The following is a 23,702-nucleotide window of genomic DNA, read 5'->3' on the forward strand; positions in this document are numbered from 1 at the left end:
CCCTACGGTGGAATTATCTTGGTTATGGCCACCACTACGGCAACCAGCACCACGCTTGCAATGATCACGTAAATGGGATCCACCTTATATTTCTCATGCTCCTCTTCGTAGTACCTGATCAAGCCAGCCATAGACATTACGGGAACGTTTTCCTTTTTCTTCTTGGTGGAGGGCATTACTCAATCTTGTAAACTCTCTGCATGGCCTCTATTATTTTTATTGCCCTTTCAATATCACTCTCAATAACATTTCCGGTCACGATAGCCTTTGCTCCTGCCCTCACGAGTTCCACGGCCCTTTCAGGGGTCCTAATTCCACCGCCAACAATGAGGTTTATGTTGGAGTACTTGGACACGAACTTAACCATCTCCGGCCTTACGGTCTCCGGTGCGCCCGAACCTGCCTCTAGGTAAAGATACTCCATCCCCATGTATTCCGCTGCCAGGGCGTAGGCCACCGCCAGTTCCGGATTGTCATAGGGGACAACCCTAGCCCTCCCTATATGTGCTGCTGTTCCCCCATGCCCCACGATAAGGTAACCGGTGGGTATGGGTTCCAGGCCTATGGTCTTCACGATTATTGAAGCAGAAACCTGTGCCCCTATCACGTAGTATAGGTCGTCCGAATTGAGAAGGGACATGAAGAGAATTGCGTCAGCCTTCTCCGATATCAGGTTGATGTTGCTGGGGAAAATTATCTTTGGAATACGGAAGTCCTGGAGGACGTGTATTATTCCGTCCAGTTTCTCCTTTGAAACCCCCAGAGTGCCACCAATGAGAAAGGCCGAGGTGCCAGCCCTGTACAGGCTTGATGCAACTCTACCCAATCCCTCTAGGTCCTTCACCTTATCAGGGTCTATTAGAGAAAAATGAATTGGCTGCCCTTCGTCAATTAGTTTCTGCAGATAGCTCGCTGTCTTCCCCTTGATCCTCATGATCTTCAGTCTCTTCTTGATTTCCCTCTTTTATTTCCAACTTTCCTTCAAGGTAAAGATCGAGGAACTTTCCGTAAACGTTGGCCTCGTCATAGACCGGGGGAATTCCATCCAGATCCGCGCTGAGCCCGCAATTACCGCACTTTATATGGGCAGTTTTGGGACCACTATCTGACTTGTCGAATTTGATGGTAATTGCTATTTTACCGCACCTTGGGCATTCGAAGGTTTTAGGTAGCTGAGGCTTAACCCTTACAATCTTAGTCCTTTTCTTTCTTTTACCTCCCATGAGATCCACCTTTTCTCTTTCTCTCCACCTTAACCTGTTCCTTCTTTGTGGGAATCCCGGTTAATATTTCCTCAAAGGTCGCATAGGTCACTCCACCTATCACTGCCACGGCAGCAGCTATTAGCACAATTTGAATGGTTGCTAAATCGGTCATCTCGATGAAATTAGTTTTCTCAGTTTTAAGGATTTTCCGTAAGCGAAAATCTCGGTGAGTATCTGCTTAAGTTCATTCCTCTCCACGGTAAGTTTTCTGAAATTCTCCCTCTTTGATGCCAGGTTGTACGCCTCTATGTGTATACAGCTTCCCCCATCCTCCAAGATACCATGGAAAAGGAAGGACTCGCAATCGCAGGATCTGGGACCCACTATGTGATCCCTGTGTAGTCCCTTCTCCCTTGCCATGAAAATGAAAAGGGGAGGCCCACCTTCCCTAGATCTAAGCTCGATAATCCTCCCTTCCTTAACAGCCCTTTCAGCCTCTCTGAAATACCTGGAGTCTTCCTTCGCTATCCCCCACCACTATGGAATCATATAGGTTTTCACAAAATATACCCGTTTCCACTATCCCGGGGATTGTCTTGAGTTCTCTCTCTAGTCTGCATAGATCCTCAACCTTTACGTTAATATCGAGGATGAGGTTACCATTGTCCGTTACTATGGGACCCATCTTTCCTGTGCCTTCCCTTGGTGCTGGGTTGAGACCCATCTGACTCAGTCTGGCGAGAATCAGAGAGAAACCTGCAGGGACAATCTCTACCGGGACCTGGATCTCCTTTCTGGACACGAATTTGGATACCTCTCCTATAAATATTCTTTGTAGAGAGAAAAATGATAGTATCTTCTCCCTGAGTAATGCTCCTCCTCCACCCTTGATGAGCACCTTTCTCCCGCGGGATTCAACCAGAAAGTCAAAGCTATCCACGTAAATCTCTGGAATAACCCCGGAGAAGGGGGAAAGAACCATGGCTCCCTTACTAGAGGCCAACATATCAGTGTCGGTGGAACTGGTAACCACTTTCTTGTCCTGAAGGGAATTGTGTAGGGCCATGACTTCCACGAGTTTACGCACCGTCTTGCCGGTTCCCAAACCAATGATCTTCTTGTCGGCCAGAATTGGCAGGACGTATTGAGCTAGGACTTCCTTGGGGTCGGCCATGGAGTTTAGGTTAAATAACTTGAAAATAAAGGTTATGACGGACCCGTAGCTCAGCCAGGATAGAGCGTAGGCCTCCGGAGCCTAAGGTCCCGGGTCCGAATCCCGGCGGGTCCGCATTATCACACGGTGATTGAAGGGATCAAATCCACTATTGTCATTTTAGGGTCTGAACCTGAGATATGGTAACTTTAAGGGCTTTCTATGACCAGCTCAGAAATACCTGGGTGTCCAGTTCGGTTTGTTGTGTATTTTGCGTTAGAGTCTTCTTAAATACAAAATATTGAGTAGCCCCTTCTTGATTGATTCGACGCTTAAAACTCAGTAAGGGAGGACTCGCAACATCATGGGCACTTGCCATCGTAATTGAAGTCCTACACATATGTGCAGGGATACTGGCAACAGATAAACTAGCGTTATGCGGAATCTGGGAGGGATAATTGTTAAGGAGTTGAAAGAGAGGCATATGTAAAGGTGTCCGCTTCAGAAGAGAGGTGGGCCCGTTGGGATTTGAACCCAAGACCTCTGGCTTGTAAGGCCAGCGTCCTAACCAGGCTAGACGACGGGCCCAACACCTTACCAAGGGCTTATAATGCGAACTACATTTCCTTCATGTGGTATTAATATGTTTCTGAAGGAAATCCAGCCTAAACTCTCTTTCCTCCCACTAGTGCACAGTATAGAACTGCACTGGCATAGGGTATAGGTCCGGGGTCCATCTTCATGGACCTCAAGGTTACATGATCCCCTAATGATTGCTCTATTTTTGTAAATCCGTTTTCTATTCCAGAAAAAACCAGCAAGGAATCTTGAGATAGATCCAGCTCGTCCACTTCCCTATCAGCAAGGGGAGACAGGAGGTATACCTTTCTGGAACCAAGTAATTCTATGGCGTCCTTTAGGTCTGGTAGAACTATCAATGACTTCCCTGTCTTGACTGCAAGCCTTCCCACGTCCGGTATTCCAGCTTGTGCGGCCGTACCACCTACCTTGGTTAACACAAGTCTCTTAACGTCTAGGCCAAACACGAGTTTGGCGAAATCCACCAGCCGCTGCGAACTTGTTACGTTATGTAGAACCACGCTTATCTCCACTAAAGAGCACCGAGTATACTCGATGCTATTCCTCTTGATAAGACTACTGGTACAGCCTCGCCCACTTGATTGTACTGCTCTTCCTTGCTGCCATAGAACACGTGATAGTCTGGATAGCTCATCAATCTGGCCTGTTCCCTAACCGTCAAATACCTGGGACTGAAGGGATGGACAAACTTGGAATTCCCCATGACCGTGGGCGCAATATCCATAGGATCTAGCCTCACATAAAGCGGAATGTCCTTATTATGACCACGGAACATCGTCATGTAGTCTCCATACTCTAGGGATGCCATTTCCCTCAACTTCCTCTCATTTACCTCCACAACTTCGTGATTAGGAACATCGAACCTGTTCTCCAGGTCTGAGATCGCATCCCACACAGTTCGTTTGGGCACAGTCTTCAGTTCAAGCTTAAGATTGGAAATGAAAACCCTGGCCCTTCTTGAGGGATTCCCGTAGTCCTCAGCCCGTAAAAGGTTGAACACGGGTTCATATCCTACCTTTCTAAACTCGTGGATGAGGGCCTCTCTCAATTCCTTGGTCTCCACCAGGGATGGAACGTTTTCCATGACGAAAACCTTGGGTCTTAGCTCTCCCACCAGTCTGATAAACTCCAGAGTTAATGCCCCTCTATCATCTTCATACAGCCTATCCACCGGGTTGTCCATCCTTAGAGGGTTGGCGGCGGTGAAGGGTTCACATGGCGGGCTTCCTATTACGACGTCTGGCTCAGAACCAATCTCCGCCATTATCTCCCTCCCTGTGATCTCTCGAACGTCCTCCTCCAGGACTGTGGTTGTGGGAAAATTAGCCGAGTACGTTCTCGAAGCAGCGTGATTTAACTCCACAGCGACAGCGATCTGAAATCCTGTCTCCTTAAAACCTCTCCCGAATCCTCCGGCTCCTGAAAAAAGGTCCACTACCTTAGGAACTCCCAACCTTAGTCTCCCTGGAAATCTCCTCTTCTATTTCCCTGATTTTGCGTTCCAGGAATTCCCGCATCTTGGCTGAGTCGTAATAAACCAGCTGAACGCCACACTTGGGGCATTTGAACTCATTCTCAAAGGCCTCCTCAAAGGTATACTTGGTTTTGTCCTCCGGGCAAATATAGAATTCGTTATTGGTTTCATATTCAAGTCTGGCCTTGAGCTTGTTCAGGATTTCCCTCTTGCGCGATAGAAGAAGTTCATTTATCTGATCCACGTTAGCCTTCCAGTAATACACATACCATCCGGTCTCCTTATCTCTGGTTCTCCTGTAACTCACTAGCCCGTGTTCGGCAAGAGCATATAGTTTCTTTCTGACTTCGTTAACCTTAACATTGAGTTTGTTGGCCATGTCCTCGTCAGTCAGCTCTGTCTTGTTGTCAAGAAGGAACGAAAGTACGTCTATAACGTCCTCCCCCAAGAGATCCCTTGCCATATCCTTCATGAGCTGATCAATGTTACTGGTCGTCACGTCTGGTCACCTTCTTACCTCTCTCCATAGGGATAACACTAATTTTGCCGTCCCCAAACATAATATTTAGCTGTTCTCCCTTATATAGTCTATCAAGAAAGAGAGCTAGGGATGCCACCTCTGAGTGTGGCTGATTGGAGATGGCGACGTTGAAGTCTGCCATGTGATAGTACCACCCCTCAACCTTTTCTGCGCCCACAATCACTAGAATTTTGTCCAGCTCACGTATCTTTTCCTGCACGTCTGGCAAGTTTATTCCATACATGGTGAGATGTACAACCTTACCGCCCGTAGCTTTCCAGTCCTTTACTAATTTTCTTGGATTGGATATCATTTCAATTCTGAAATACTTTCCTCCCCAAATATTGATTACGTCCTCAATTTTCTTGATAAGTTTCCGATCATCCCCTTGAATGTAAATACCCTTGGCCCCAAATGCCCTCGCAACTAGGGCTACGTGTGTGGTGACCCTCTTATCCCTTTGAGGCCTGTGACCAAGCCTGAGCACGTATACATCTTTCAGTTGACTAGGGAGAATATCTTATCCCTCAGACTATCTAAGTTCCAGCCCCTTTTAGCTGAAACTAAAATAGTATCTGTTATGGGGGAGTATAGCTTGTCGCTCAGGGAGTATATCATTTCCATTTTCTCCTTAGATCTCCCGTCCACTAGGTCAGCCTTATTCCCCACTATCACCATGGGTTTGCCCGAGATTCCCAACTCCCGGAGAATTTCGAAGGAGGATCTGGTCATTTCTAGGAGCAGGGAGTCCTCCAGCGAGATATCCACCACGAGTAACAGGGCATTAGCGTATCTTATCTCTGACAAGGTCACGAAGAAGGCATCAATTATCTGGGGTGGAATTCCCCTGATGAAACCCACCGTATCAACCAGCGTCACCTTCTTGGGCCCGATGGAGATCGCGTATCTCTTGGGAGCAGTGGTGGTGAACATTGATTGATCCGTTGGCTTGTTCAGCCCCGTCAATGCGTTAAAGATCGAGGTCTTCCCGGCGTTTGTGTAGCCCGTGATTGCCACATAGGGAAACTCCTCTCTTCTGTTCCTGAGCTGTACCTCTCTGAACTTTCTCAGTCCCTCTAGCTCTTTCGTAATCTTCGATATTTTCCTGTTGTAAAGTCTTAACGTGGACTCGACGCCGTAAGTACCTGCACCCAGAGGTCCCTGTTGCTCTGATATTTTGGTTTTACTATATATATCCTTGATAATTGGTAATTCGTATTTTAATCTGGCCAGTTCAATTTGAAGTTTGGCCTCCTTGGATCCGGCGTGGAGGGCGAATATTTCCAGCAGAAGGAGGAGCTTATCGAGGACCTTCTTTCCGCTCAGCGACCTGTTTAAATTTATGAAGTGCCTAGGAGATAGGAGATCAAAGACCACGACGGCGTCGGTTTTCTGTTCCTGCAGGAGCTTCACCTTGTCCTGAGGAATGTAGTAAAGCCTGTTGGGTCTAGATGGGAGAGGATATGTCTTCTCAACCTCGTATCCAGCAGTTTCAAGCAGGGACATCGCTTCGTCGGCAAACTCGTGTGATACGAAGAGGGTTGCTTTCACTTCTTCCCCTCCCTGATCCTGATGATATCTCCTAGGGTTAGAGTTTGATCCTCAGGCTCCTGAGACTTGCCCTTTCCCTGGCTGACCTGTATCACAAGCTTCACGTTTAGTATGCGCTCCAGCATTCTTGCCTCACCTATGGTAGGTTTCAGTCTCCCCATCTCCATTCTCTTTATAATATTCTCTTGTACCTTCATCCTCTCCGCTAGTTCCTTAGTGCTCAGGTGTAATCTTTCCCGTGCCTCCTTGATTATCTTGGGATAATCCTCATCTATGTCAAGTTCCGTCTCCTCGGTCTTAGCCACCTTCTTCTGCTTAGCAGGCTGGGGTTTGGTCTCCCTGGGGACTAGGGTGGAGTGTTTTTTGATTTTCTCATAACATGACTTACAAACCGTTATGGTACTACCCTCAAATTTCACTGAGAAACTAGGTCCATCAATCCTGTTTCCACACATTTCGCAATATGTCTCTACGCCTTTTTTCATTGGTCTCATGTATAATAGTTGGCGATAAACATTTTTAGTCTAACTTAACAAATGAGTTATTCGATCTAGTTTGTCTGATGAACTAGAATTTTCAAGGGATACTTCTGTTACCGATGAGCACGCGGTGAGGATTCTGGAGGAGAAGATAAGGACCATGCAGATGGAGGCCGAGAGCCTGAGAAAGGAGCTGAACTACTACAAGTCTGAAATGGAGAAATTACTGAGTCCGCCACTAATAGAGGCAATTGTCCTGGATATTCTTGAAGATGGTAGAGTTGTGGTTAAGAGTACTTCAGGTCCAAACTTGGTGGTGAACGTATCAGGAACGGTTGACTTTAGCTCCATTAAGGTGGGCAAATACGTGGCCCTAAATCAAAGAGGTTCTGCAGTTGTTGAGGTCCTGAGGGACAGGGATGATCCTTTGGTAAGATCCATGGAAGTGGTGGAGAGACCCAATGTAAGGTATCAGGATATAGGGGGCCTAGATCAGCAAATTCAGGAAGTCAGAGAGGTAGTGGAGCTTCCCCTCAAGAAGCCTGAACTATTCAAGGAACTTGGGATTACTCCCCCTAAGGGGATACTTCTTTATGGTCCTCCAGGTACCGGGAAAACTATGCTGGCCAAGGCCGTCGCCTCCGAGAGTAATGCCTCATTTATACATGTTGTGGCCTCGGAGTTCGCTCAGAAGTTTGTGGGAGAGGGAGCTAGGGTAGTCAGGGACGTATTTGAGCTGGCTAGAAAGAAGGCGCCTTCCATTGTATTCATTGACGAGATAGATGCTATTGGCGCCAAGAGAATTGATTTGGGGACCAGTGGGGAGAGGGAAGTTCAGAGAACATTGATGCAACTCCTTGCAGAGATAGATGGTTTTCAACCTTTGGACAACGTAAAGATCATAGCTGCCACGAACAGGATAGATATACTTGATCCAGCACTTCTGAGACCTGGAAGGTTTGACAGACTGATAGAGATATCTTTGCCCAACGTTGATGGAAGGAAGCAGATACTAAGAATTTACCTGCAGAAGATGAAGGTGGATAACTCGGTTAACGTGGATGAGCTCGCCATGATGACTGAAGGATTCAGTGGCGCAGATCTCAAAAATCTCTGCACAGAAGCAGGTTACATTGCAATAAGGAACGACAGCAACGTGATTAACATGGCCCATTTCAGGAGTGCCATTGAGAGGTTAAGATCCAAAAAATTAAGTAAGGAAGTAGTGGATAGGGGAGAGAAGTATGTATGAATCAGAACCGATACAAGCAATTTGTAACAGAACCAGAGGACGCTCTCCCCTATCTTGACGTGTTAAAGGCCATAGCCGATTATCAATTTGGTTTTGGTATTGGTAACTGTTTATTTGACTCCCAAGAGTCGTTCAAGATTCAGAGGTCTGTGAACACGTGGCGTATTAGGAACGTTGTTTCGGATGATGGCCTTTTCCTGGTCTTAAGACCTCAGGATGGCCTTTTCTCCTTAACCATTAACGCAGGAAGAAAACTGAAAGAGTGTACTCCCTTCCCAAGCCTCAGGGTGGTGGTAAGGAAGGAGGTGGAAGATGCAATACTGAGGGAGGGTAATGTTTTCGCCAAGCATGTGGAGAACGTGGATAGGAGATTGAGAGCCGGAGACGAGGCCATTGTTGTGAACAAGGATGACGAGTTGTTGGCAATAGGAAAAATGAGGCTATCAGGCGAGGAAGTGATGGAATATAAAAGGGGAGTAGCATTAACAGTTAGGGAGAGGTGGAAGATACGAAAGTAATTCTAAAGGACATCTCAGAGAACGAGCTTGCAAATTCCAGGTTCATCTCAGGATTTAGGACCTTGGGAGAGGTTGGTTACCTGTCAGTGAGACATATCGTTTTATCCAGAAGAATGAGAAGAGTGGGGTTTGTGACCACAAAGTATCTCAGGGATGTTACCTTTCTGGACGATTACGGAGTTGCAACACCCTTCGAGCTATTCTATGACGATGAGTTCAAGGTTCTAGTGCTCCTGAATCATCTACTACCTTTTCAGAGGGAGTGGAGCAACTTCGCTCATGGTTTAGTTAAATGGTTGAAGAAGGTTCAGGTGAAGGACTCAATCCTAATAGGAGGTCTAGATAAGAGATACAAGGACGTCAATGAGTCCATAAAGTGGATGAAAACCAGCAAAAGTTCAATAGATTTACCCTATCCCACTCTTAACAAACAACTTATCATGGTTGGACCGCTTGCCCTCTTCACGGTTTATGCTGAAATAGAGGACCTTCCAGCCACTATCCTGCTTCCCTACGCGGACAGAGAGAGATTGGATCCAGGTGCGGCAGCTGTAGCCGTGGATGTTATAAACAAAGTTATTGGCTTCAACATAGACACCAAGGAACTTTATGAGGATGCCAAAAAGATAGAACAGGAACTTCAAAGGCAACTTGAAATGATACAGAAGGAGCTTTCAAAGAGTGGTGTTGATAGACATTACATGTGACAGTGCAGATTTTTCACATTCCATGAACTTTATCTCTGCGTAGTTTTTATTGCGCAATATCTCCTTTATTTTGGAGACCGTCTCGCTTATTGTGATTTCGTCGAGCGTATCTGGAATCTCAAACTGTGATAGGGGAAAGGCCTCCGATGCCATTACAGGAACTAAACCGTAGAAGGGAAGTGCAACGAATAGGTCGTAATCCTTATTCTTTCCCTGTATCGATTTAACCTTAGGATCTGAGATAAAGGGGCTGTTCAATCTATCTCCACAGATTATCAATGCCTTAGCTTTCTTGGGGCTTAACTCCTCCATAAATTCAGAATGCCTTAAAAGCTCAGGTCTCTTCATCGAGTTGGCGTCAAATAGGAGGACTCCCTTAACGTTACCCTTGACCCTCGGATCGTACTTTTCTAGATAACTGGAGTACTTGAGCATGGACTTGAATGCCGAGTAAAGGGCCGGATGGGAATAGGCCTTCTGATGAATATACTCGAATAATCTCCCCTCCTTTATGGCCTGCTTTACTCTGTTCATCTCTTCCTTTATCTTCCAGAGGTTGTGGATAGCTAGAAGTTTGTACCTATCCTCCGATTTCATCTCCAATAACTCAGATGGATCGTATCTAGAACATACGGGACAACTACAGGGGAAGTACTCAAGATCCTCAAGCCTATATGTTCTCTCCCCCGTTAAGTACCTATTATCTCTAGCGAAAATTGCATAGGAGGCGGAGTCAAAGGAATCCACACCTAACGCCACTGCAAAGGGGATGATGTGAGGTACTCCTCCCCCGAATAGGTGAAATGGAATTCCCCTGCTAACGTTAGATTTGGCGGTGTAAATCAGGTCCATTAGGGTGTCATACTTGTATTTCTCCAAAAAGACTGTAGGGCTTCCAAGGGCTAGCATTTTGTAGCTTGCCCTTCTACTGGCTTCCTTAGCGGAGTATTCCACGAGGTCAAGAAACGGGCCACCTTGGATGGGGTGAACCCAGATTATATCTTGGTTTTGATCTACTATGTCAATAACTTCCTTTCCTCTCTCTAGGGTTGTCTCCACGGAAAGTTTGGCTTCCTCTCTATCGTCTGCATTTCCTGTTGGTATGTCCAAAAACACTGCTATGTCTGGCCTGATTTTGGCCTCGTATGATACAATATCCCTGTTTGTCTGTTCTATTTCCCCATATTCAAGTATCTGATAGGCTCCCGAATCCGTCATAATAACGAAATTGTCTCCAAACTTCTCATGAATGGTATTGGGAATAACACCGTTCTTCTTTAAAATAAACGAATTCGTAATAAAATTATTGAAACCTATGGATCTGAGCTCCTCAAGGGAAATCTCCTGTTTCAGGGGATTTATGACGGGGAAAAAAGCAGGAGTTTCTAGCTTGCCGTGCTTAGTTTCCAGTACCGCTATCCTACCGGCCAGATCCTCATCCTTGACCTCAAAGTCACCTATCATTTCGTGTCTCCTTTCTTCTTGGCAATATACTCGTTGTAAAGGTCATATATTCTCTGAGCCATAGGACCGCTACCTTCAACTCCGCTTTCAGATACCTTAATTCTCTCCATCACTGTGATAATTCCAACTTCTTCGTACACTTTTACGTCACCAGGTCTCAGGCCTAGGTTCTTCTGAACCACTTCAGCAAACTCTCTAGCATCGAAGATTGGAACGGACTTTACTAGGATCTCTGAAATAACGTTGCCATTTATTAATACCTTGTAAAAGGAGTTATTTTCACTGTCCTTCGCATTAATTAGGCTTATCATAAATGGAGTCAGCTCGTATGAGGATAACTGCCCCGAATAGCTTTTACCATTACTTAGTTTAACCACCACTGTTTTATCCAGTAGTGAGTTCATGTCAGCCACGATTCTTTTTGAGGCGCTCATAACCAAACCCACATAAAGTTAAAATATGGGGATTTAAATAGTGGAGTGATTCCCGTGCTCAGTAGTTATGCATTTTCAGAAACTTGCAAAATAGATTCTATAAAAAGAGGAGAACTGAGAGACCTTTTGGTGATTTCCATGAAGTGTCAGGACACTGAATTTAATCTGGATATGATATCCTCGCTTAACATGTTTAATGACGGAGAAAGTGTAAATATAGTGCTTTCCAAGGAAAGACCGGATTTCACCGAAAGGGATTTCTGCGCACATGGTTATGTAGTAACCCAAAAGAAGAAGAATGAGGGTGCATATGTAACCATCATCTCATTCTTCGGTCCACTTCTAAGAATATCTAGCAAGGACGACTTTCTGAAGAGAGCAGGACTAAATGTTATGGACCATGTATACTTCTGTGTAAAGAAGAGTGGGTAAATGTGAGAAGGCTAAGCGATATAGTTCCTTTAAAATTTGAGAATGGAAAGGTGGTCTGGCTAAACACCAGCGCCATACCATGGAAAGAGGAGTACAAGGAGTCTTCTAACTATGAGGACGTTGCAAGAGCTATAGAGACCATGGAGGTGAGAGGTGCCCCCGCAATAGGTGTTATGGCAGCGTTGGGTATCGCGGCGGCGGTGTATAATTCGCAGGGTGATATCCAGACATTGTACCAGGTGGTGAATAAGGCGGCGGAGAGACTCAGCAGAACTAGGCCTACCGCATATAATCTGTTCTGGGCCATAGACAGGATGAAATCAAAGGCCAACTCACTGCTTTCAGATGGTGTATCTCCTCAGGAATTCAAAAATCAGATAGTTGAAGAGGCATTGAGAATTCAGAAGGAGGATATAGAGATTAACAGGAGAATGGGAGAGATAGGTAGCCAAGTAATTAAGGATGGGGACGTAATTCTCACCCATTGTAATACAGGCTCGTTAGCTACTGCAGGTTTTGGTACCGCTCTTGGAGTTATAAGAACTGCGTGGTTGCAAGGGAAATCCATCAGGGTTATCGCAACAGAGACAAGGCCTTTATTACAGGGAGCTAGACTGACCATGTGGGAATTAACCAAGGACGGAATACCCTCAAAGCTGATCACAGATAATATGGTGGCATATGCCATGAAGCATGAAGGGATTACTAAGGTGATTTTGGGTGCAGACAGAATCCTGGTTTCCGGCCACGTGGCCAATAAGATAGGAACCTATGGAATTTCCATACTAGCCAAATATCACGGAGCGGATTTCTACGTGGTTGCTCCAACAAGTACCATAGACAGGACAGGGGCTAACGACATTGTAATTGAGAAAAGGAAACCAGACGAGGTAAAAACTGTACTAAACATGGTTGAGATCACGGTAAAGGACGCAGAGGTCCTTAATCCCGCCTTTGACGTAACTCCGCCAGAACTAATAACGGGAATTATAACCGAAAAAGGAATAGCATACCCGCCATTTAGAGATAGTTTAAAGAAATTTATAGAGTAGGTTAAGAGGATAGAAACTCTGTATTTATTTTTCCATCCTTCGAGATGGTTAGTATATCAATTCCATCTCCAGAAGTTACATCTCTCTCTGCTGAAGCCCTCAACGACTTGATAGCAAGCTCCCTTCCCTGAGCCAATGTTAGCTTCTCCGAGTACTCAGCCTCTAGGACTCCTATGGCTACCCTAGCTCCGGAACCTACAGCTGCGTATAAGTCATCGAGAAGAGATCCCAAAGGATCTAGAACGTATAGCTGAGGTTCTCCGTTATCAACTCCTCCGAATAAAACCTCAGAGATAAAGGGCATGTATTTGTATTGGTAAAGTATAATCGAAAGTAGTTTCGCCGCTGCTCTGGTGGAAATAGGCCTATTGTTATAGAGCTCGTAATACTTAATGTTGGCATTCATTATTCTTGTGAGCGCCTGAAGATCTCCGAAAAGTCCCGCTCCTCCTATTCCAAACCTTGAAATGGGGAAGACTTTCTTAGCGGACTTACTTAGTACGTAACCTCCATAACTTAATCGCCTGACTGCTCCTAAAACTACTCCATCTTGAAGTCTAATACCAACAGCTGTTGAAGGTAATTCTTCCATTAATATTCCCTCTCAATCTACTCTTCTAAGGGTTATAATATTTGTCTTAATTCCATTCTCTCTTCTGTATGGTTACGGTATCGCTGAGTTGTGGTAATCTCCAGATCTATACAGTGCTAAGAGGTCTAGCGTAAGGTACATGCAAATATAACTAGGGTGGTTGGTATGCCAAAGAGATCCTTGTATCTCATTTGTCGGATAGAACTATCATATCTGGCAGTTCCTTTAGTTCTGCCGATAATTGCTCCCGTTTAATTAGGTTTCTCACTGTGACTTTCCCTGACGTAACCTCCTTCTGTCCTATAATTACCAAATGCGTGAACCCCTGTTCAGCATAGAATGGTACTAGTTTAGATAGGGAGATTTCCTTGTTATTCAGAATAGTTACGAATCCCCTATCCCGAAGCATAGATACCACTGTGAGAGCATGCGGAATTACCGACATGTCCAGAGCTACAACAGCTATGACCGGCACCTCTGGGTTTAATTTCATCTTGTCCCTATCAATGGCATACATGGTTCTTTCAATTCCTATGGCAAAGCCAACAGCAGGTGTCCTGTTCCCCCCGTAGACTTCCACCAGTGAATCGTATCTCCCTCCCCCTGCTATACTGAAGGGAAGATCTTTTTTCACCGCCTCGAAGATGGGACCTGTGTAATACGCCAGTCCCCTGACGAACCCAAAATCTAGCGTGTGATTAAGATTAAGAGAGGACAGAACATCGGAGAGAAGTCTTAGTTTTTCTATTTCGTTTTTTAACTCTGGTACTTCTGTCTTTTCGGCCTCATCCATTACTTCATTCAATTTAACGGATTTACCGTTAGTGATTAAAATCTGAACGAATCGTCTAATCTTAGAGTTCTCGCTTATTTTCTCATCCAGGATTTTCTCAGCCTCCTCTATTTTTCCCTTATCCAAGAGGTGTAACAGATGCTCCTGTACCTGGTCATTAAGTGAGAGATAATTAAAAATTATTCTGAAAATTCCAATATTATTTATTTTAATTGAAATCTTATCCTTAAGATGAATTTTTCTATAGAAATTTTCTAATAAATGAAGTACTTCTATATCTGCCATAATAGAATCGGAGCCCAATAGCTCTACTCCTGCCTGTCTGAATTCCCTGTATCTACCCTGCTGCGGTTCATCATATCTGTAAACCCTACCTATGTAAAAGATTCTCAAGGGTTTAGGGTAGTGCTGTAAGGAGTTTAGGTATAGTCTCACTATACTCGGTGTTATCTCTGGCCTCAAAGCTACTTCCCTATCCCCTTTGTCCTTAAAGACATACATTGTATTCCTTAACTCTTCTCCACCCTTAAGGGAGAACAGCTCAAAGTCTTCAACTATGGGAGTCATTGCTTCCTTGTAACCTGCAATCTCTGCCGTTTCTCGGAAACTGTCCTCAATCCATCTAATTACCTTTGAGTCCGCATCAAAATAATCCTCCATTCCGCGCATAGGCTCATAGGATACCATCGAAATCACTTCGTTAAGTTTATCTCCTCCAGAGTATAATATGTTATATCTCCGTACTTATCCACAAGCGCCATGAAAATTTCTATCCTCATCGATTTTGCAAATTTTACTAATTCTACTATTTTCTCTATGTCTATCGATTCATTCTCAGATATAACTAGCACTAATCCGATTAATTTGTTATTTTTGTCCAAAATCCCTAGGCTAGAATTTATGTTGGAGATTGATACCTTTTTGCCCTTGGTTCTCAAATCTAGGTAAACTACAAATCTGTTCCATGCCGATGTATCGCTCTTCTCTAGTTCCCTTGCGCGTGATATGACATCCTCCATATCGTTCTTTGAGAGGCTATCCATTAAATCCTCGAAAACGTTGTCCATTTTCATGACATCAATATGTCATAACTAAATTAGTTTCGATTTAATCTCCCACAATTTACTAGGGTAAAGAAGCATGGATGAACTTGTCTATCACTCTGCTATACATGGATACCTTGATATGTGACTACTGTGGCTCAAAGAATCTACTATGGGACTATGTAAGAGGTGAGATCGTATGTGGAGATTGTGGGACCACATTGGATAAGGTCTACGACTATAGGCCTGTTTATGCAGAAGAGGTGTCAAGAACATCGGGCCAGGGTTATATTCTTAAGAATAATAGGCTAGATTCTTATAGAGAATTTATAGAATTAATGAAGAAAACAAGGTTTATGAGAAAGTTTAAGGGAGTTAAACTAAATTTATCTGGTAATGATAGACGTATTCATATATCCAGAATCTATTCCCCGATTTCATTGGACGCATTATATAAATTGCAAAGTGATAGAGTAGCCTTCCGAATATACAAATATCTGGAAGATAAAGGTATATTCAGCGGGTTAAAATTTAAGACTAGAGTATTATTAACATATTATTTAATCTATGGTAATAATAGAGCCCGTATTAAAAACCTTTTTAAACAGTATTATACAGATGAAGAAAATATAAAGAGAGTTGCAAAACAAATTCCATTTACTATAAAACTGGAAATAATGAGAATACTTGACCAATCTGAGATTAAAGTATAATTAAATTAGAAACAAGAAAATATAATATATTTAGAGTTTTCTGAATATACTTAGTTATAGAAAAATGTTATTAGTAAGTTTTATTTTTGACTAGATTATTTCTGGTCAATTAGCCGGAAAAGGATTACTGGTTAATCGATACCACATCGATCGGTAAACCAGATAAGAAAAGTTTTTATATAACCTCTTTCTAAGAGATGCTGAAAGGTGACCGTTATGGCTTCACAAGCTACAGTTGCTACAACTCCGGAAGGTATTCCCGTAATAATTTTGAAAGAAGGTTCAAGTAGGGCTTTTGGAAAGGAGGCACTTAGGGCCAATATTGCGGCCGTCAAGGCAGTGGAAGAGGCGCTAAGGACTACATACGGACCTAGAGGTATGGACAAGATGCTTGTAGACAGTCTTGGAGACATTACAATTACCAACGATGGAGCTACTTTGTTGGATAAGATGGATCTGCAACATCCTGCTGCCAAACTCCTTGTTCAGATAGCTAAGGGTCAGGACGAAGAAACAGCCGATGGAACCAAGACAGCTGTGATTCTCTCTGGAGAACTGGTTAGGAAAGCAGAGGACTTGCTATACAAGGAAGTACACCCAACGATTATTATCAGCGGGTACAAGAAGGCTGAAGAGGTAGCCCTTCAGACGATTCAAGAGATAGCTCAACCTGTTAGTATTAATGACGTAGAGCTGATGAAGAAGGTTGCCATGACTTCGCTAAGCAGCAAGGCAGTTGCAGGTTCTAGGGAATATCTGAGCGATGTGGTAGTTAAAGCAGTGTCCCAGGTGGCAGAGCTCAGAGGGGATAAGTGGTACGTTGACCTAGACAATATCCAGATAGTTAAGAAGGCAGGTGGAAGTATAAATGACACACAGCTAATATATGGTATAATTGTAGATAAGGAAGTCGTACATCCTGGAATGCCCAAGAGAGTGGAGAACGCAAAGATAGCATTGATTGACGCTCCACTGGAGGTAGAAAAGCCAGAGCTTGATGCTGAAATAAGAATCAACGATCCAACCCAGATGGAGAGATTCTTGCAGGAAGAGGAGAACATTATCAAGGAAAAGGTAGACATGATAGCAAAAACAGGAGCTAATGTAATAATTTGCCAGAAAGGTATAGACGAGGTAGCACAGTCCTATCTAGCAAAGAAAGGCATTCTAGCAGTGAGGAGGGCAAAGAAGAGTGACCTAGAGAAGTTGGCAAGAGCCACAGGAGGTAGGGTAGTGTCCAACATTGAGGAGATATCAGAGCAGGATCTAGGACATGCGGCACTTGTAGAGGAGAGAAAGATAGGAGAGGATAAGATGGTGTTTGTGGAAGGAGCCAAGAATCCAAAGGCCATTAGTATACTCATTAGGGGAGGTCTAGAAAGAGTTGTAGATGAGACGGAGAGAGCATTGAGAGATGCTTTGGGAACAGTGGCGGACGTTATCAAGGACGGAAGGGCAGTGGCAGGAGGAGGAGCAGTAGAGATAGAGATTGCAAAGAGGCTAAGAAAGAAGGCTCCACAAGTTGGAGGTAAGGAGCAACTGGCAATAGAGGCATATGCCAACGCACTTGAGAGCCTCGTGATGATTCTAGTTGAGAACGCTGGCTTTGATCCAATAGATCAGTTAATGAAACTGAGATCTCTGCACGAGAATGAAGCAAACAAGTGGTACGGCGTAGATCTCAATACTGGTCAGCCTACCGATAACTGGGCTAGGGGAGTTATAGAGCCCGCTCTTGTAAAGATGAATGCAATTAAGGCTGCAACAGAGGCTACCACACTCATACTCAGGATAGATGACCTAGTAGCAGCAGGAAAGAAATCGGGCGGAACTGGAGGAAAAGACAATAAGTCTGAGAAGCCCTCAGAAGAGGATTAACTTTTTTAAACATCTATTTATATTTATTCTGTTTCTCTTATTTTCACTACAACTGGTATTCTAACATTTGGAGCAGACAACAGGGCCTCTCCTACATCCAGCTTATCTAGGCTATCGTAGAGTGAGGGAGTTAGAGACAGGGATTCGGCTAGAATTCGCTTGTCTGTATCTGACTTTATTGAGTGTATGATCTTGATATTTGTGTTCTTCAAAACTTCTGGAGATATAGACGACGGAGATTGGGAAATTATACACAATCCCAATCCGTACTTTCTAACCTCACTGATTAGTTTTTCCAAGAAATCATTATCATGAGCAAAGAAGTTATGGGCCTCCTCAATCATCAGGAGAGAGGTGCTCATAGGTTTCTCCCTCATGAAATAATCTGATATCACTTTAATTATCATTAAACCGTATATCCTCCTGAGTCTAATATTTCTGATAAAACTTAAATCTATAATAGTATTGAAAAGACCTTCCTTAACCTCCACGTTGTCTATCTTATCGTCAAATATCAGTTTAGCTTCCTTTGTAAATAGTAGATATATTTTCCTCAAAAGTCCGTATTTAACCTCTCTCATCCAATTGCTACTTTCCTCGATATTCCTTAAGATAGAGATCAGCATCTTCATGTCGAATCTATTGGCCCTTCTCATTTTCAGTAAGATGGAGTAGAGAAGGAATCTCTGAGGATCGGTAAGTCTGAGCACGTCTCCCATAATCTCTACTACCTCCTCTATATCGCCCAGCTTCAGTGGATTGATTCTCACAGGGCTCTCCTTGTTTGCAACTTTAAGGGTTGATATTTTCCCAACATGCTCACCATGCCAATCCAATATAGTTATAGATATTCCTTTCTTAATCAGTTTTTTTGCTAATAATGTAGCAGTTGTAGATTTTCCACTACCTGTAGTTCCAAATATTGCAATATGTCTGGTGAGATCTCTTATGTTTATCCCTGTCTTGATCTCCGCAACGTCAGTCTTCATATAGCCTAGATCTACGTCATATTCGTTCAGGAGCAATGTATTCTTTGGAGAGTCAATGACCCTCTCATAAACCTTGGCGAAGGATAACTCTCCCCATCCTCTGGGCAGTGGAATGGCGGAGTTCGATGAGGATGTAACATCTAACTGTATATGAGGTGCCACTGCATTGGAAATATTTCTTATATTTTGGACTTCTTGAAGTATTTCCTCTATACAATTATTACACTCTCTTAGCAATATAAGGGAAGATGAGGTCTTCTTTTTTGATAGGCTTGTTACAACATAATATTCGAATCCTACATCCCTTCTTCCAAGAGTCTCCATAAGTGATTCTAATTCTTTCTGAAAATTAATATTATCTTTGTTTAACTCAATTTTTCCATTTAATTTTAGAATAATCCCAGAATATGTGTGATTATTTGACTGAATTTCGAACACATTTTGCTTGTCTATGATCTTGCTAGTTAAGAGCGTGGTTTTCTTGAATCTAAAAATGACGATAAATAGCAAAACAGGAATGAAGGCTATGATAATGTATAGTAGGTGAAAATGGAAAATGGGATAAAGAAGTATCATCAAACCTATCAAGATGAGCAATATGGGTGGAAGTCTGGACCACATCTAGAGATAGTGATAATAAATTAATGTCTCACCCAAGCGAAAGTACGGCATTTCTGCTCAAGCTAATTCTTTCTTGGTTAGATGAGATTTGAATTGGGTCAGAAAAGGAGTCATTTTTACAGCATTTTATAATGTAGGCCCTTCCAACGTAGTCCTTAGGAAGGGTATTTTTCATTGCCTCGTTTAGCTGGTCCGTGGAACTGAGCAGAGCTAAGAAATAGAGGGTTTTATCCCTTATTTTAGTTCTATTTTTCCCGTTAAAGAAAATGTAGCATGCCTGTCTTATTACAGATAGTGGAGGTAAGCTAAATAATACCTGGGACACACAGTTCTCATCGTATTTAATGAGGGATTTGACATCCAGTCCTTTTTCTATTTGTAATTCTAGTATTTCCAAGACTTAACCCCCATGGTTTATAGGGATAATGTCCACGGTATCCGAATCTTTCAGACTGCTACTCTTCAACAGCCTAAAATCAGCTCCGTTTACCAGGATAAGGTAACCGGGCTTAATTTTCCCATCATTAACAATAATCCCACGATTGTCGATTTTTGACAGTACCGAGAGTAAATCATCACCATCTACCAAGAATTCGCTTTTGTTAAAAATTGATACTAGAGGACCTCTAAGCAATACTTTAACCATTTCACTCCTCTAGATCTTCCTGCTGTTCTGTAGCTTCTACAGGTCTGCTGGCCTGTTTAGCCTTCCTAGTTATATATCCAGCAATCCTGTTTCTAACTTTCTTAGAGTATACATCAACTACCTGTTTTACCAGTTCCTTGTTTTTTTCATAGTCAGTACTAATTTGGTCCTTATACAGCTCGTATATCTGTTGGCCGATTCTCTTGATGTCCCTCGTATATATATTACCCACGTGATCACCCCCTGTTGTTAATCATTGAGTAAAATAAATTTAGTCCATTCCCTGATCCTTTGACGTGTAAACGCTGGGTTTAGCTTTAGCTACATCCTCTTCTTTCTTAAACCTAGGTTTCAACTTCTCTATTAGCGTTGGCAAGGTAGTATACTCCATCTCCGTTGGTTCAAGCCTGTGGGGCATAAATGGACCATGTCTTCTCATGTAGTCAGTTATCATGGCTGCCATTCTCCTAGTTTCGTCAAAGGCAGGATCGTCAAAGAGGTCAGACGGCCCAGTTAGTCTTCCATTTTTCACATTGAAGCCTAGTCCTATGAGTCTTGGTGGTCCATCGAATCTAGTGGCTTTGGCGTCTCTTTGCGATACAGGCATTATGGGACCATAATGGCTTCCTCTCATCCATCCAGGGACTAGGTACGGAAATGAGAACGCCTCTAGGGCTTCTCCAAGCGCGGGAAACCCGTGCTGTAACCTGACTATGAGAACAGGATCATCCTTACCTACATATTTCCCTGCAATCAGGTTCAACCTCTCTATGGATGTTACAGAGCCCAGCATATTATCGGCCTTTCTGTAAACCCTTCTTATCACGTACCTAGCTGGAGTGCCGATTAGTCCTAGGAGGGAATAGATCTCTTCAGGGCTATTCAGGATAACGCTTTGCCCCTCGTACACATCCAATACCTCGAACTTGAACCCCTCATTCATTGTGGGGTCAATCACAAGACCTGCGGTGTTGAACGGATCCGCAAACATCTTATAAAGAGGCAGGTTGAATGCTCCTGGCTCTGTCTTATCGGCCATGAATATGGCAATTGGTTCTGAAGGCCTTTCCTCTATGTCCAGTTCTGCCATCCCTGGACCCATTCCCTTCAGGTTTCCAGAGAACGAATCGGAGAGTAGATCTTGACCTGCTGCATACAGACCCAATTCCTTAGATACTTTGGTTGCTTCCTTGAACGCATCCCAGGCCGTTTCATGGACCTTTGTATCCAATTCCCCTCTGGTATGACTCATTATTAATTCCAGATCATCCCCCACGTTAGTAATGTAGTAGTCAAGGATAATTCCCTGTCTCTTAGCCTCTGCCAAAACCCTGTTGGCTGCTGCCATTGTATCAGGATGGACTACATGATGCCCGGCTAGACTTCCAATATCTGCCTTGATTACACTAACAGTAGATCTCATGAAAGAGTTTACGCGTCTAATAAATAAAAAGTCTTATTGAAGAAAAGTTAGGATCGAGAGTTCCTCTAAGCCTCTGGGCAGTTAATCTGCTACGGTCTCCGTCGAGTAATATTCATTTCTTTCCCTCTGAAGCCTATCAAGGTAACTCCCTATCTTGTTTGCCCTAGGTCTTCCACTTTCGGCATCCCTTCTGAAGGTTAGTCCTATTTCTTTCAGGAACATGTTCATTCCCTTACTCAAGGACAGGGGTTCACTGGCATGTCCACTTTTACCCGGAATACCTGTGAAAACTATGAGCCTATCAGCTATGTAGTCGTGAATTGCTAGATCGTGGTCCACAACAAACGATACGCTCTTCCTCTCCCTTGTAATCCTCTTTATTGCCTTAGCCACCACATATCGTTCCTCCACATCTAGATACGAGGAAGGTTCATCTAACAGGTAAATATGGGCCTCCTTAGCTAGCGCTCCAGCAACGTAGAGCTTCTGCAGTTCTCCTCCACTTAGATCCTTGACGTTGGAATCTAATAGCCTATGAAGTCGAAGCCGCCGCGTGACCTCTGTGTAAAACCAAGAGGAAGTGGATAGGATATCTTTACTTACCGATTCTAGATAATCCCTCACAGTCCCATCATAGTCAGGAACTATACGTTGCGGCTTGTAGGACAAAGCGAGTCCCGTGGGGGTGATGGAACCTGAATCTGGTTCCATCTCTCCAACAAGGATTCTAATAAAAGTGGTTTTACCTATTCCATTGGGTCCCACTATCCCTATAACTTCGCCTTCTCTAGCATATCCTTGATCCGTATCAAGCGTGAAGTCTCCCAGAGTTTTAGTTATATTGCTCCAGCGTACTTTCTCTGTCGAATTTTTAGCTAGATCTAAATCTGTAATATCCTTCAGATAAAACTGGATCTTATGATCCATGACCCTCATGTTTTCAGCGGGCAGGTATCCATTAAGGAAGTTGTTAATTCCAACTCTTGTGGAATAAGTTTTTGAGACCTTTCCATAAACTCCGCTTTCACCATAAATAATTGAGACGAAATCCGCAATGTAATCTAAGACTATCAAGTCATGATCTACAGTGACCACGTATTTCCCTTTGGTGAGTTCCCTTATTCCCTTAGCTACGTTAATCCTTTCCCTTACATCCAGATAGGAGGATGGTTCATCTATAGCGTAGACGTTAGCTTCTCTAGCTAGTGCTGCTGCGATTAGCGTTTTTTGCAGTTCTCCTCCACTGAGAGTAGAAATTTCCTTATTCCAAATAGAGTTCATATATAACAGTTCTCTTATCTCGTCCAGCTTTCCTCGCTCATCTATCTTTCTCAGTAGCTGAGAAACCTCTCCTTTTAATAGACGAGAAGCATACTCTATATACTGAATTTTATGGACTACCTTTAATTTTTTATTATATAGATCACTAAAGTAGGAGAACAGTTCTTTTCCCTTGAATTTTTGTAGTACTGTATCAACGCTAGGTTGGTTGTCAACCTCCCCAAAATTCGGTATAATTTCACCGCTTAGAATCTTCAGGATAGTAGTTTTCCCAGCTCCATTTTTACCTAGAAGACCTATAATATAACCGCTCTTTAAAATAGGAAGACCAAACAGTTCAAATCCATTAGTCCCATATCTATGGATAACTTCCTTGCTGAAGTTATCCGGTACATTTACTATGGATATTGCCTCAAAGGGACACTTCTTTACACATATATTACATCCAATACATGTTTCCTCATATACAACAGGTTTACCTAACTTGGTTTGATCTATCTCTATGGCCTTACTCCCGGCCCTATTTATGGGGCAGAACCTGACGCATTCAATTGAGCATTTATCAGGTTTACAGGAATCGTAATTAATGACAGCAACTCTCAAGTGGCACACCTCCCGCAAAAAACAAAAATTATGTGTTTTACTTTACCATTCATCCTCTTCCCAATCTTCCTCTTCCTCTATATCTTCCCATTCCTCTTCCTCTATATCTTCCCATTCCTCTTCCATCAACGCAAGCACCAATCAATCCTCATTTGAATAGTACTTATAATTTTCGACGGCCTAATTCTAACGAGGTATACATGTGGTCTTCAGGTCGTCAGGATACGTAGGTTTCCTTGGTGCTTTAATTCTAGATATTTTATAATATAATTTTGAGAA

At 43.3% G+C, this 23,702-nt stretch carries 30 protein-coding genes and 2 tRNA genes; 8 read left to right on the plus strand and 24 right to left on the minus strand.

What is annotated here, in order from left to right:
• Positions 1 to 2: 2 nt before the first annotated feature.
• From L3N51_RS00725 to rpiA, 6 genes are all read right to left on the minus strand, one after another.
• The gene (locus tag L3N51_RS00725; protein WP_238024703.1) at positions 3 to 176 is read right to left on the minus strand and encodes a preprotein translocase subunit Sec61beta; all 174 of its coding nucleotides are present in this window, start codon (positions 174 to 176) and stop codon (positions 3 to 5) included.
• Positions 176 to 934, minus strand: a complete 759-nt coding sequence (locus L3N51_RS00730; protein ID WP_238024704.1) for a geranylgeranylglyceryl/heptaprenylglyceryl phosphate synthase — start codon at positions 932 to 934, stop codon at positions 176 to 178. Before L3N51_RS00730 ends, L3N51_RS00725 begins: the two co-directional genes overlap by 1 nt.
• Positions 888 to 1,223, minus strand: coding sequence for a transcription elongation factor (locus tag L3N51_RS00735; protein WP_238024705.1), 336 nt, complete (start codon positions 1,221 to 1,223; stop codon positions 888 to 890). The genes L3N51_RS00730 and L3N51_RS00735 overlap by 47 nt, the downstream gene beginning before the upstream one ends.
• Positions 1,213 to 1,377 carry a hypothetical protein gene (locus L3N51_RS00740; protein WP_238024706.1) on the minus strand — a complete coding sequence of 55 codons (165 nt, stop codon included), beginning with the start codon at positions 1,375 to 1,377 and terminating at the stop codon, positions 1,213 to 1,215. Before L3N51_RS00740 ends, L3N51_RS00735 begins: the two co-directional genes overlap by 11 nt.
• Positions 1,374 to 1,625 carry a metal-binding protein gene (locus L3N51_RS00745; RefSeq protein ID WP_238024707.1) on the minus strand — a complete coding sequence of 84 codons (252 nt, stop codon included), beginning with the start codon at positions 1,623 to 1,625 and terminating at the stop codon, positions 1,374 to 1,376. The genes L3N51_RS00740 and L3N51_RS00745 overlap by 4 nt, the downstream gene beginning before the upstream one ends.
• A 70-nt stretch (positions 1,626 to 1,695) precedes the next feature.
• Entirely contained in the window at positions 1,696 to 2,379 is a 684-nt protein-coding gene (gene rpiA, locus L3N51_RS00750; protein ID WP_238024708.1) for a ribose 5-phosphate isomerase A, read from the minus strand.
• Between the two features lie 39 nt (positions 2,380 to 2,418).
• Here rpiA and L3N51_RS00755 point away from each other — a divergent pair.
• A tRNA-Arg gene (locus L3N51_RS00755) sits at positions 2,419 to 2,493 on the plus strand.
• Between the two features lie 378 nt (positions 2,494 to 2,871).
• Here the strand turns inward: L3N51_RS00755 and L3N51_RS00760 are convergent.
• The 7 genes from L3N51_RS00760 to L3N51_RS00790 all read right to left on the minus strand — a co-directional run bounded on the left by L3N51_RS00760 (position 2,872) and on the right by L3N51_RS00790 (position 6,988).
• A tRNA-Val gene (locus tag L3N51_RS00760) sits at positions 2,872 to 2,946 on the minus strand.
• A 77-nt stretch (positions 2,947 to 3,023) separates the two neighbouring features.
• On the minus strand, positions 3,024 to 3,470 hold the full coding sequence (locus L3N51_RS00765; RefSeq protein WP_238024709.1) for a RecB-family nuclease: 447 nt from the start codon (positions 3,468 to 3,470) through the stop codon (positions 3,024 to 3,026).
• Complete coding sequence (locus L3N51_RS00770) at positions 3,470 to 4,411, minus strand: DNA cytosine methyltransferase (RefSeq protein ID WP_238024710.1); 942 nt, start codon at positions 4,409 to 4,411, stop codon at positions 3,470 to 3,472. The genes L3N51_RS00765 and L3N51_RS00770 overlap by 1 nt, the downstream gene beginning before the upstream one ends.
• Complete coding sequence (gene tfe / locus L3N51_RS00775; protein ID WP_238024891.1) at positions 4,398 to 4,904, minus strand: transcription factor E; 507 nt, start codon at positions 4,902 to 4,904, stop codon at positions 4,398 to 4,400. Before tfe ends, L3N51_RS00770 begins: the two co-directional genes overlap by 14 nt.
• 13 nt (positions 4,905 to 4,917) lie before the next feature.
• Positions 4,918 to 5,454: a tRNA methyltransferase gene (locus L3N51_RS00780; protein ID WP_238024898.1), complete on the minus strand. Its 537-nt coding sequence runs from the start codon at positions 5,452 to 5,454 to the stop codon at positions 4,918 to 4,920.
• The gene (gene hflX, locus L3N51_RS00785) at positions 5,451 to 6,503 is read right to left on the minus strand and encodes a GTPase HflX (RefSeq protein WP_287689858.1); all 1,053 of its coding nucleotides are present in this window, start codon (positions 6,501 to 6,503) and stop codon (positions 5,451 to 5,453) included. The genes L3N51_RS00780 and hflX overlap by 4 nt, the downstream gene beginning before the upstream one ends.
• Positions 6,500 to 6,988, minus strand: a complete 489-nt coding sequence (locus tag L3N51_RS00790) for a multiprotein bridging factor aMBF1 (protein ID WP_238024711.1) — start codon at positions 6,986 to 6,988, stop codon at positions 6,500 to 6,502. The genes hflX and L3N51_RS00790 overlap by 4 nt, the downstream gene beginning before the upstream one ends.
• Before the next feature lie 70 nt (positions 6,989 to 7,058).
• Here L3N51_RS00790 and L3N51_RS00795 point away from each other — a divergent pair, with 70 nt between their 5' ends.
• Genes L3N51_RS00795 through L3N51_RS00805 form a run of 3 tightly spaced genes read left to right on the plus strand, consistent with a single transcriptional unit; the run spans position 7,059 to position 9,459 of the window.
• Positions 7,059 to 8,234 (plus strand): proteasome-activating nucleotidase, encoded by a 1,176-nt coding sequence (locus tag L3N51_RS00795; RefSeq protein ID WP_238024712.1) that lies wholly within the window; start codon positions 7,059 to 7,061, stop codon positions 8,232 to 8,234.
• Complete coding sequence (locus L3N51_RS00800; RefSeq protein WP_238024713.1) at positions 8,231 to 8,752, plus strand: PUA domain-containing protein; 522 nt, start codon at positions 8,231 to 8,233, stop codon at positions 8,750 to 8,752. Before L3N51_RS00795 ends, L3N51_RS00800 begins: the two co-directional genes overlap by 4 nt.
• Positions 8,734 to 9,459 (plus strand): proteasome assembly chaperone family protein, encoded by a 726-nt coding sequence (locus L3N51_RS00805; protein ID WP_238024714.1) that lies wholly within the window; start codon positions 8,734 to 8,736, stop codon positions 9,457 to 9,459. Before L3N51_RS00800 ends, L3N51_RS00805 begins: the two co-directional genes overlap by 19 nt.
• Here the strand turns inward: L3N51_RS00805 and tgtA are convergent.
• Both tgtA and L3N51_RS00815 read right to left on the minus strand, forming a co-directional pair.
• Complete coding sequence (gene tgtA / locus L3N51_RS00810; RefSeq protein ID WP_255775958.1) at positions 9,427 to 10,923, minus strand: tRNA guanosine(15) transglycosylase TgtA; 1,497 nt, start codon at positions 10,921 to 10,923, stop codon at positions 9,427 to 9,429. The two genes, L3N51_RS00805 and tgtA, sit on opposite strands and share 33 nt — an antisense overlap.
• Positions 10,920 to 11,357: an Lsm family RNA-binding protein gene (locus tag L3N51_RS00815; RefSeq protein WP_238024715.1), complete on the minus strand. Its 438-nt coding sequence runs from the start codon at positions 11,355 to 11,357 to the stop codon at positions 10,920 to 10,922. The genes tgtA and L3N51_RS00815 overlap by 4 nt, the downstream gene beginning before the upstream one ends.
• A 54-nt stretch (positions 11,358 to 11,411) precedes the next feature.
• On the opposite strand from L3N51_RS00815, the gene L3N51_RS00820 reads away from it, so the two are divergent.
• Positions 11,412 to 11,789: a DNA-directed RNA polymerase subunit G gene (locus L3N51_RS00820; protein ID WP_238024716.1), complete on the plus strand. Its 378-nt coding sequence runs from the start codon at positions 11,412 to 11,414 to the stop codon at positions 11,787 to 11,789.
• Positions 11,790 to 11,791: 2 nt separating this feature from the next.
• Positions 11,792 to 12,841 carry an S-methyl-5-thioribose-1-phosphate isomerase gene (gene mtnA, locus L3N51_RS00825; RefSeq protein ID WP_238024717.1) on the plus strand — a complete coding sequence of 350 codons (1,050 nt, stop codon included), beginning with the start codon at positions 11,792 to 11,794 and terminating at the stop codon, positions 12,839 to 12,841.
• A 1-nt stretch (position 12,842) separates the two neighbouring features.
• Here mtnA and psmB read toward each other — a convergent pair whose 3' ends face one another.
• From psmB to L3N51_RS00840, 3 genes are all read right to left on the minus strand, one after another.
• Positions 12,843 to 13,433, minus strand: a complete 591-nt coding sequence (gene psmB / locus L3N51_RS00830) for an archaeal proteasome endopeptidase complex subunit beta (protein ID WP_238024718.1) — start codon at positions 13,431 to 13,433, stop codon at positions 12,843 to 12,845.
• A gap of 187 nt (positions 13,434 to 13,620) precedes the next feature.
• Positions 13,621 to 14,913, minus strand: a complete 1,293-nt coding sequence (hisS, locus tag L3N51_RS00835) for a histidine--tRNA ligase (protein WP_238024719.1) — start codon at positions 14,911 to 14,913, stop codon at positions 13,621 to 13,623.
• A 5-nt stretch (positions 14,914 to 14,918) separates the two neighbouring features.
• A complete protein-coding gene (locus tag L3N51_RS00840) occupies positions 14,919 to 15,293 on the minus strand; it encodes a ribonuclease BN (protein WP_238024720.1) in 375 nt (124 codons plus the stop codon).
• A 113-nt stretch (positions 15,294 to 15,406) separates the two neighbouring features.
• Here L3N51_RS00840 and L3N51_RS00845 point away from each other — a divergent pair, with 113 nt between their 5' ends.
• Together L3N51_RS00845 and thsB are read left to right on the plus strand one after the other, a co-directional pair.
• Positions 15,407 to 15,982: a TFIIB-type zinc ribbon-containing protein gene (locus L3N51_RS00845; protein ID WP_238024721.1), complete on the plus strand. Its 576-nt coding sequence runs from the start codon at positions 15,407 to 15,409 to the stop codon at positions 15,980 to 15,982.
• A 216-nt stretch (positions 15,983 to 16,198) separates the two neighbouring features.
• A complete protein-coding gene (gene thsB / locus L3N51_RS00850; protein WP_238024722.1) occupies positions 16,199 to 17,860 on the plus strand; it encodes a thermosome subunit beta in 1,662 nt (553 codons plus the stop codon).
• A gap of 23 nt (positions 17,861 to 17,883) precedes the next feature.
• Here thsB and L3N51_RS00855 read toward each other — a convergent pair whose 3' ends face one another.
• The 6 genes from L3N51_RS00855 to L3N51_RS00880 form a co-directional block, all read right to left on the minus strand.
• Positions 17,884 to 19,287, minus strand: coding sequence for an ATP-binding protein (locus L3N51_RS00855; RefSeq protein WP_238024723.1), 1,404 nt, complete (start codon positions 19,285 to 19,287; stop codon positions 17,884 to 17,886).
• 211 nt (positions 19,288 to 19,498) lie between these two features.
• The gene (locus L3N51_RS00860) at positions 19,499 to 19,867 is read right to left on the minus strand and encodes a hypothetical protein (protein WP_238024724.1); all 369 of its coding nucleotides are present in this window, start codon (positions 19,865 to 19,867) and stop codon (positions 19,499 to 19,501) included.
• A gap of 3 nt (positions 19,868 to 19,870) precedes the next feature.
• Complete coding sequence (locus L3N51_RS00865) at positions 19,871 to 20,116, minus strand: ubiquitin (RefSeq protein ID WP_238024725.1); 246 nt, start codon at positions 20,114 to 20,116, stop codon at positions 19,871 to 19,873.
• A gap of 1 nt (position 20,117) precedes the next feature.
• Entirely contained in the window at positions 20,118 to 20,348 is a 231-nt protein-coding gene (locus L3N51_RS00870; RefSeq protein WP_238024726.1) for a 30S ribosomal protein S17e, read from the minus strand.
• 39 nt (positions 20,349 to 20,387) lie between these two features.
• On the minus strand, positions 20,388 to 21,539 hold the full coding sequence (gene fbp / locus L3N51_RS00875) for a fructose-1,6-bisphosphate aldolase/phosphatase (protein WP_238024727.1): 1,152 nt from the start codon (positions 21,537 to 21,539) through the stop codon (positions 20,388 to 20,390).
• Positions 21,540 to 21,620: 81 nt separating this feature from the next.
• Complete coding sequence (locus tag L3N51_RS00880; RefSeq protein ID WP_238024728.1) at positions 21,621 to 23,423, minus strand: ribosome biogenesis/translation initiation ATPase RLI; 1,803 nt, start codon at positions 23,421 to 23,423, stop codon at positions 21,621 to 21,623.
• Positions 23,424 to 23,702: the final 279 nt, after the last annotated feature.

The organism is Metallosphaera javensis (ex Hofmann et al. 2022) (genome assembly GCF_022064045.1).
In the GTDB taxonomy this organism is placed as follows: domain Archaea; phylum Thermoproteota; class Thermoprotei_A; order Sulfolobales; family Sulfolobaceae; genus Metallosphaera; species Metallosphaera javensis.

Bases quoted from the DNA above. Each gene is read 5' to 3' on its own strand.
- tgtA (WP_255775958.1), bottom strand. From the start codon at position 10,923: ATGATAGGTGACTTTGAGGTCAAGGATGAGGATCTGGCCGGTAGGATA.
- rpiA (WP_238024708.1), bottom strand. From the start codon at position 2,379: ATGGCCGACCCCAAGGAAGTCCTAGCTCAATACGTCCTGCCAATTCTG.
- L3N51_RS00735 (WP_238024705.1), bottom strand. From the start codon at position 1,223: ATGGGAGGTAAAAGAAAGAAAAGGACTAAGATTGTAAGGGTTAAGCCT.
- L3N51_RS00725 (WP_238024703.1), bottom strand. From the start codon at position 176: ATGCCCTCCACCAAGAAGAAAAAGGAAAACGTTCCCGTAATGTCTATG.
- L3N51_RS00800 (WP_238024713.1), top strand. From the start codon at position 8,231: ATGAATCAGAACCGATACAAGCAATTTGTAACAGAACCAGAGGACGCT.
- thsB (WP_238024722.1), top strand. From the start codon at position 16,199: ATGGCTTCACAAGCTACAGTTGCTACAACTCCGGAAGGTATTCCCGTA.
- L3N51_RS00840 (WP_238024720.1), bottom strand. From the start codon at position 15,293: ATGGACAACGTTTTCGAGGATTTAATGGATAGCCTCTCAAAGAACGAT.
- tfe (WP_238024891.1), bottom strand. From the start codon at position 4,904: ATGAAGGATATGGCAAGGGATCTCTTGGGGGAGGACGTTATAGACGTA.
- L3N51_RS00730 (WP_238024704.1), bottom strand. From the start codon at position 934: ATGAGGATCAAGGGGAAGACAGCGAGCTATCTGCAGAAACTAATTGAC.
- L3N51_RS00740 (WP_238024706.1), bottom strand. From the start codon at position 1,377: ATGACCGATTTAGCAACCATTCAAATTGTGCTAATAGCTGCTGCCGTG.
- L3N51_RS00745 (WP_238024707.1), bottom strand. From the start codon at position 1,625: ATGGCAAGGGAGAAGGGACTACACAGGGATCACATAGTGGGTCCCAGA.
- L3N51_RS00815 (WP_238024715.1), bottom strand. From the start codon at position 11,357: ATGAGCGCCTCAAAAAGAATCGTGGCTGACATGAACTCACTACTGGAT.
- fbp (WP_238024727.1), bottom strand. From the start codon at position 21,539: ATGAGATCTACTGTTAGTGTAATCAAGGCAGATATTGGAAGTCTAGCC.
- L3N51_RS00790 (WP_238024711.1), bottom strand. From the start codon at position 6,988: ATGAAAAAAGGCGTAGAGACATATTGCGAAATGTGTGGAAACAGGATT.
- psmB (WP_238024718.1), bottom strand. From the start codon at position 13,433: ATGGAAGAATTACCTTCAACAGCTGTTGGTATTAGACTTCAAGATGGA.
- L3N51_RS00865 (WP_238024725.1), bottom strand. From the start codon at position 20,116: ATGGTTAAAGTATTGCTTAGAGGTCCTCTAGTATCAATTTTTAACAAA.
- hisS (WP_238024719.1), bottom strand. From the start codon at position 14,913: ATGGTATCCTATGAGCCTATGCGCGGAATGGAGGATTATTTTGATGCG.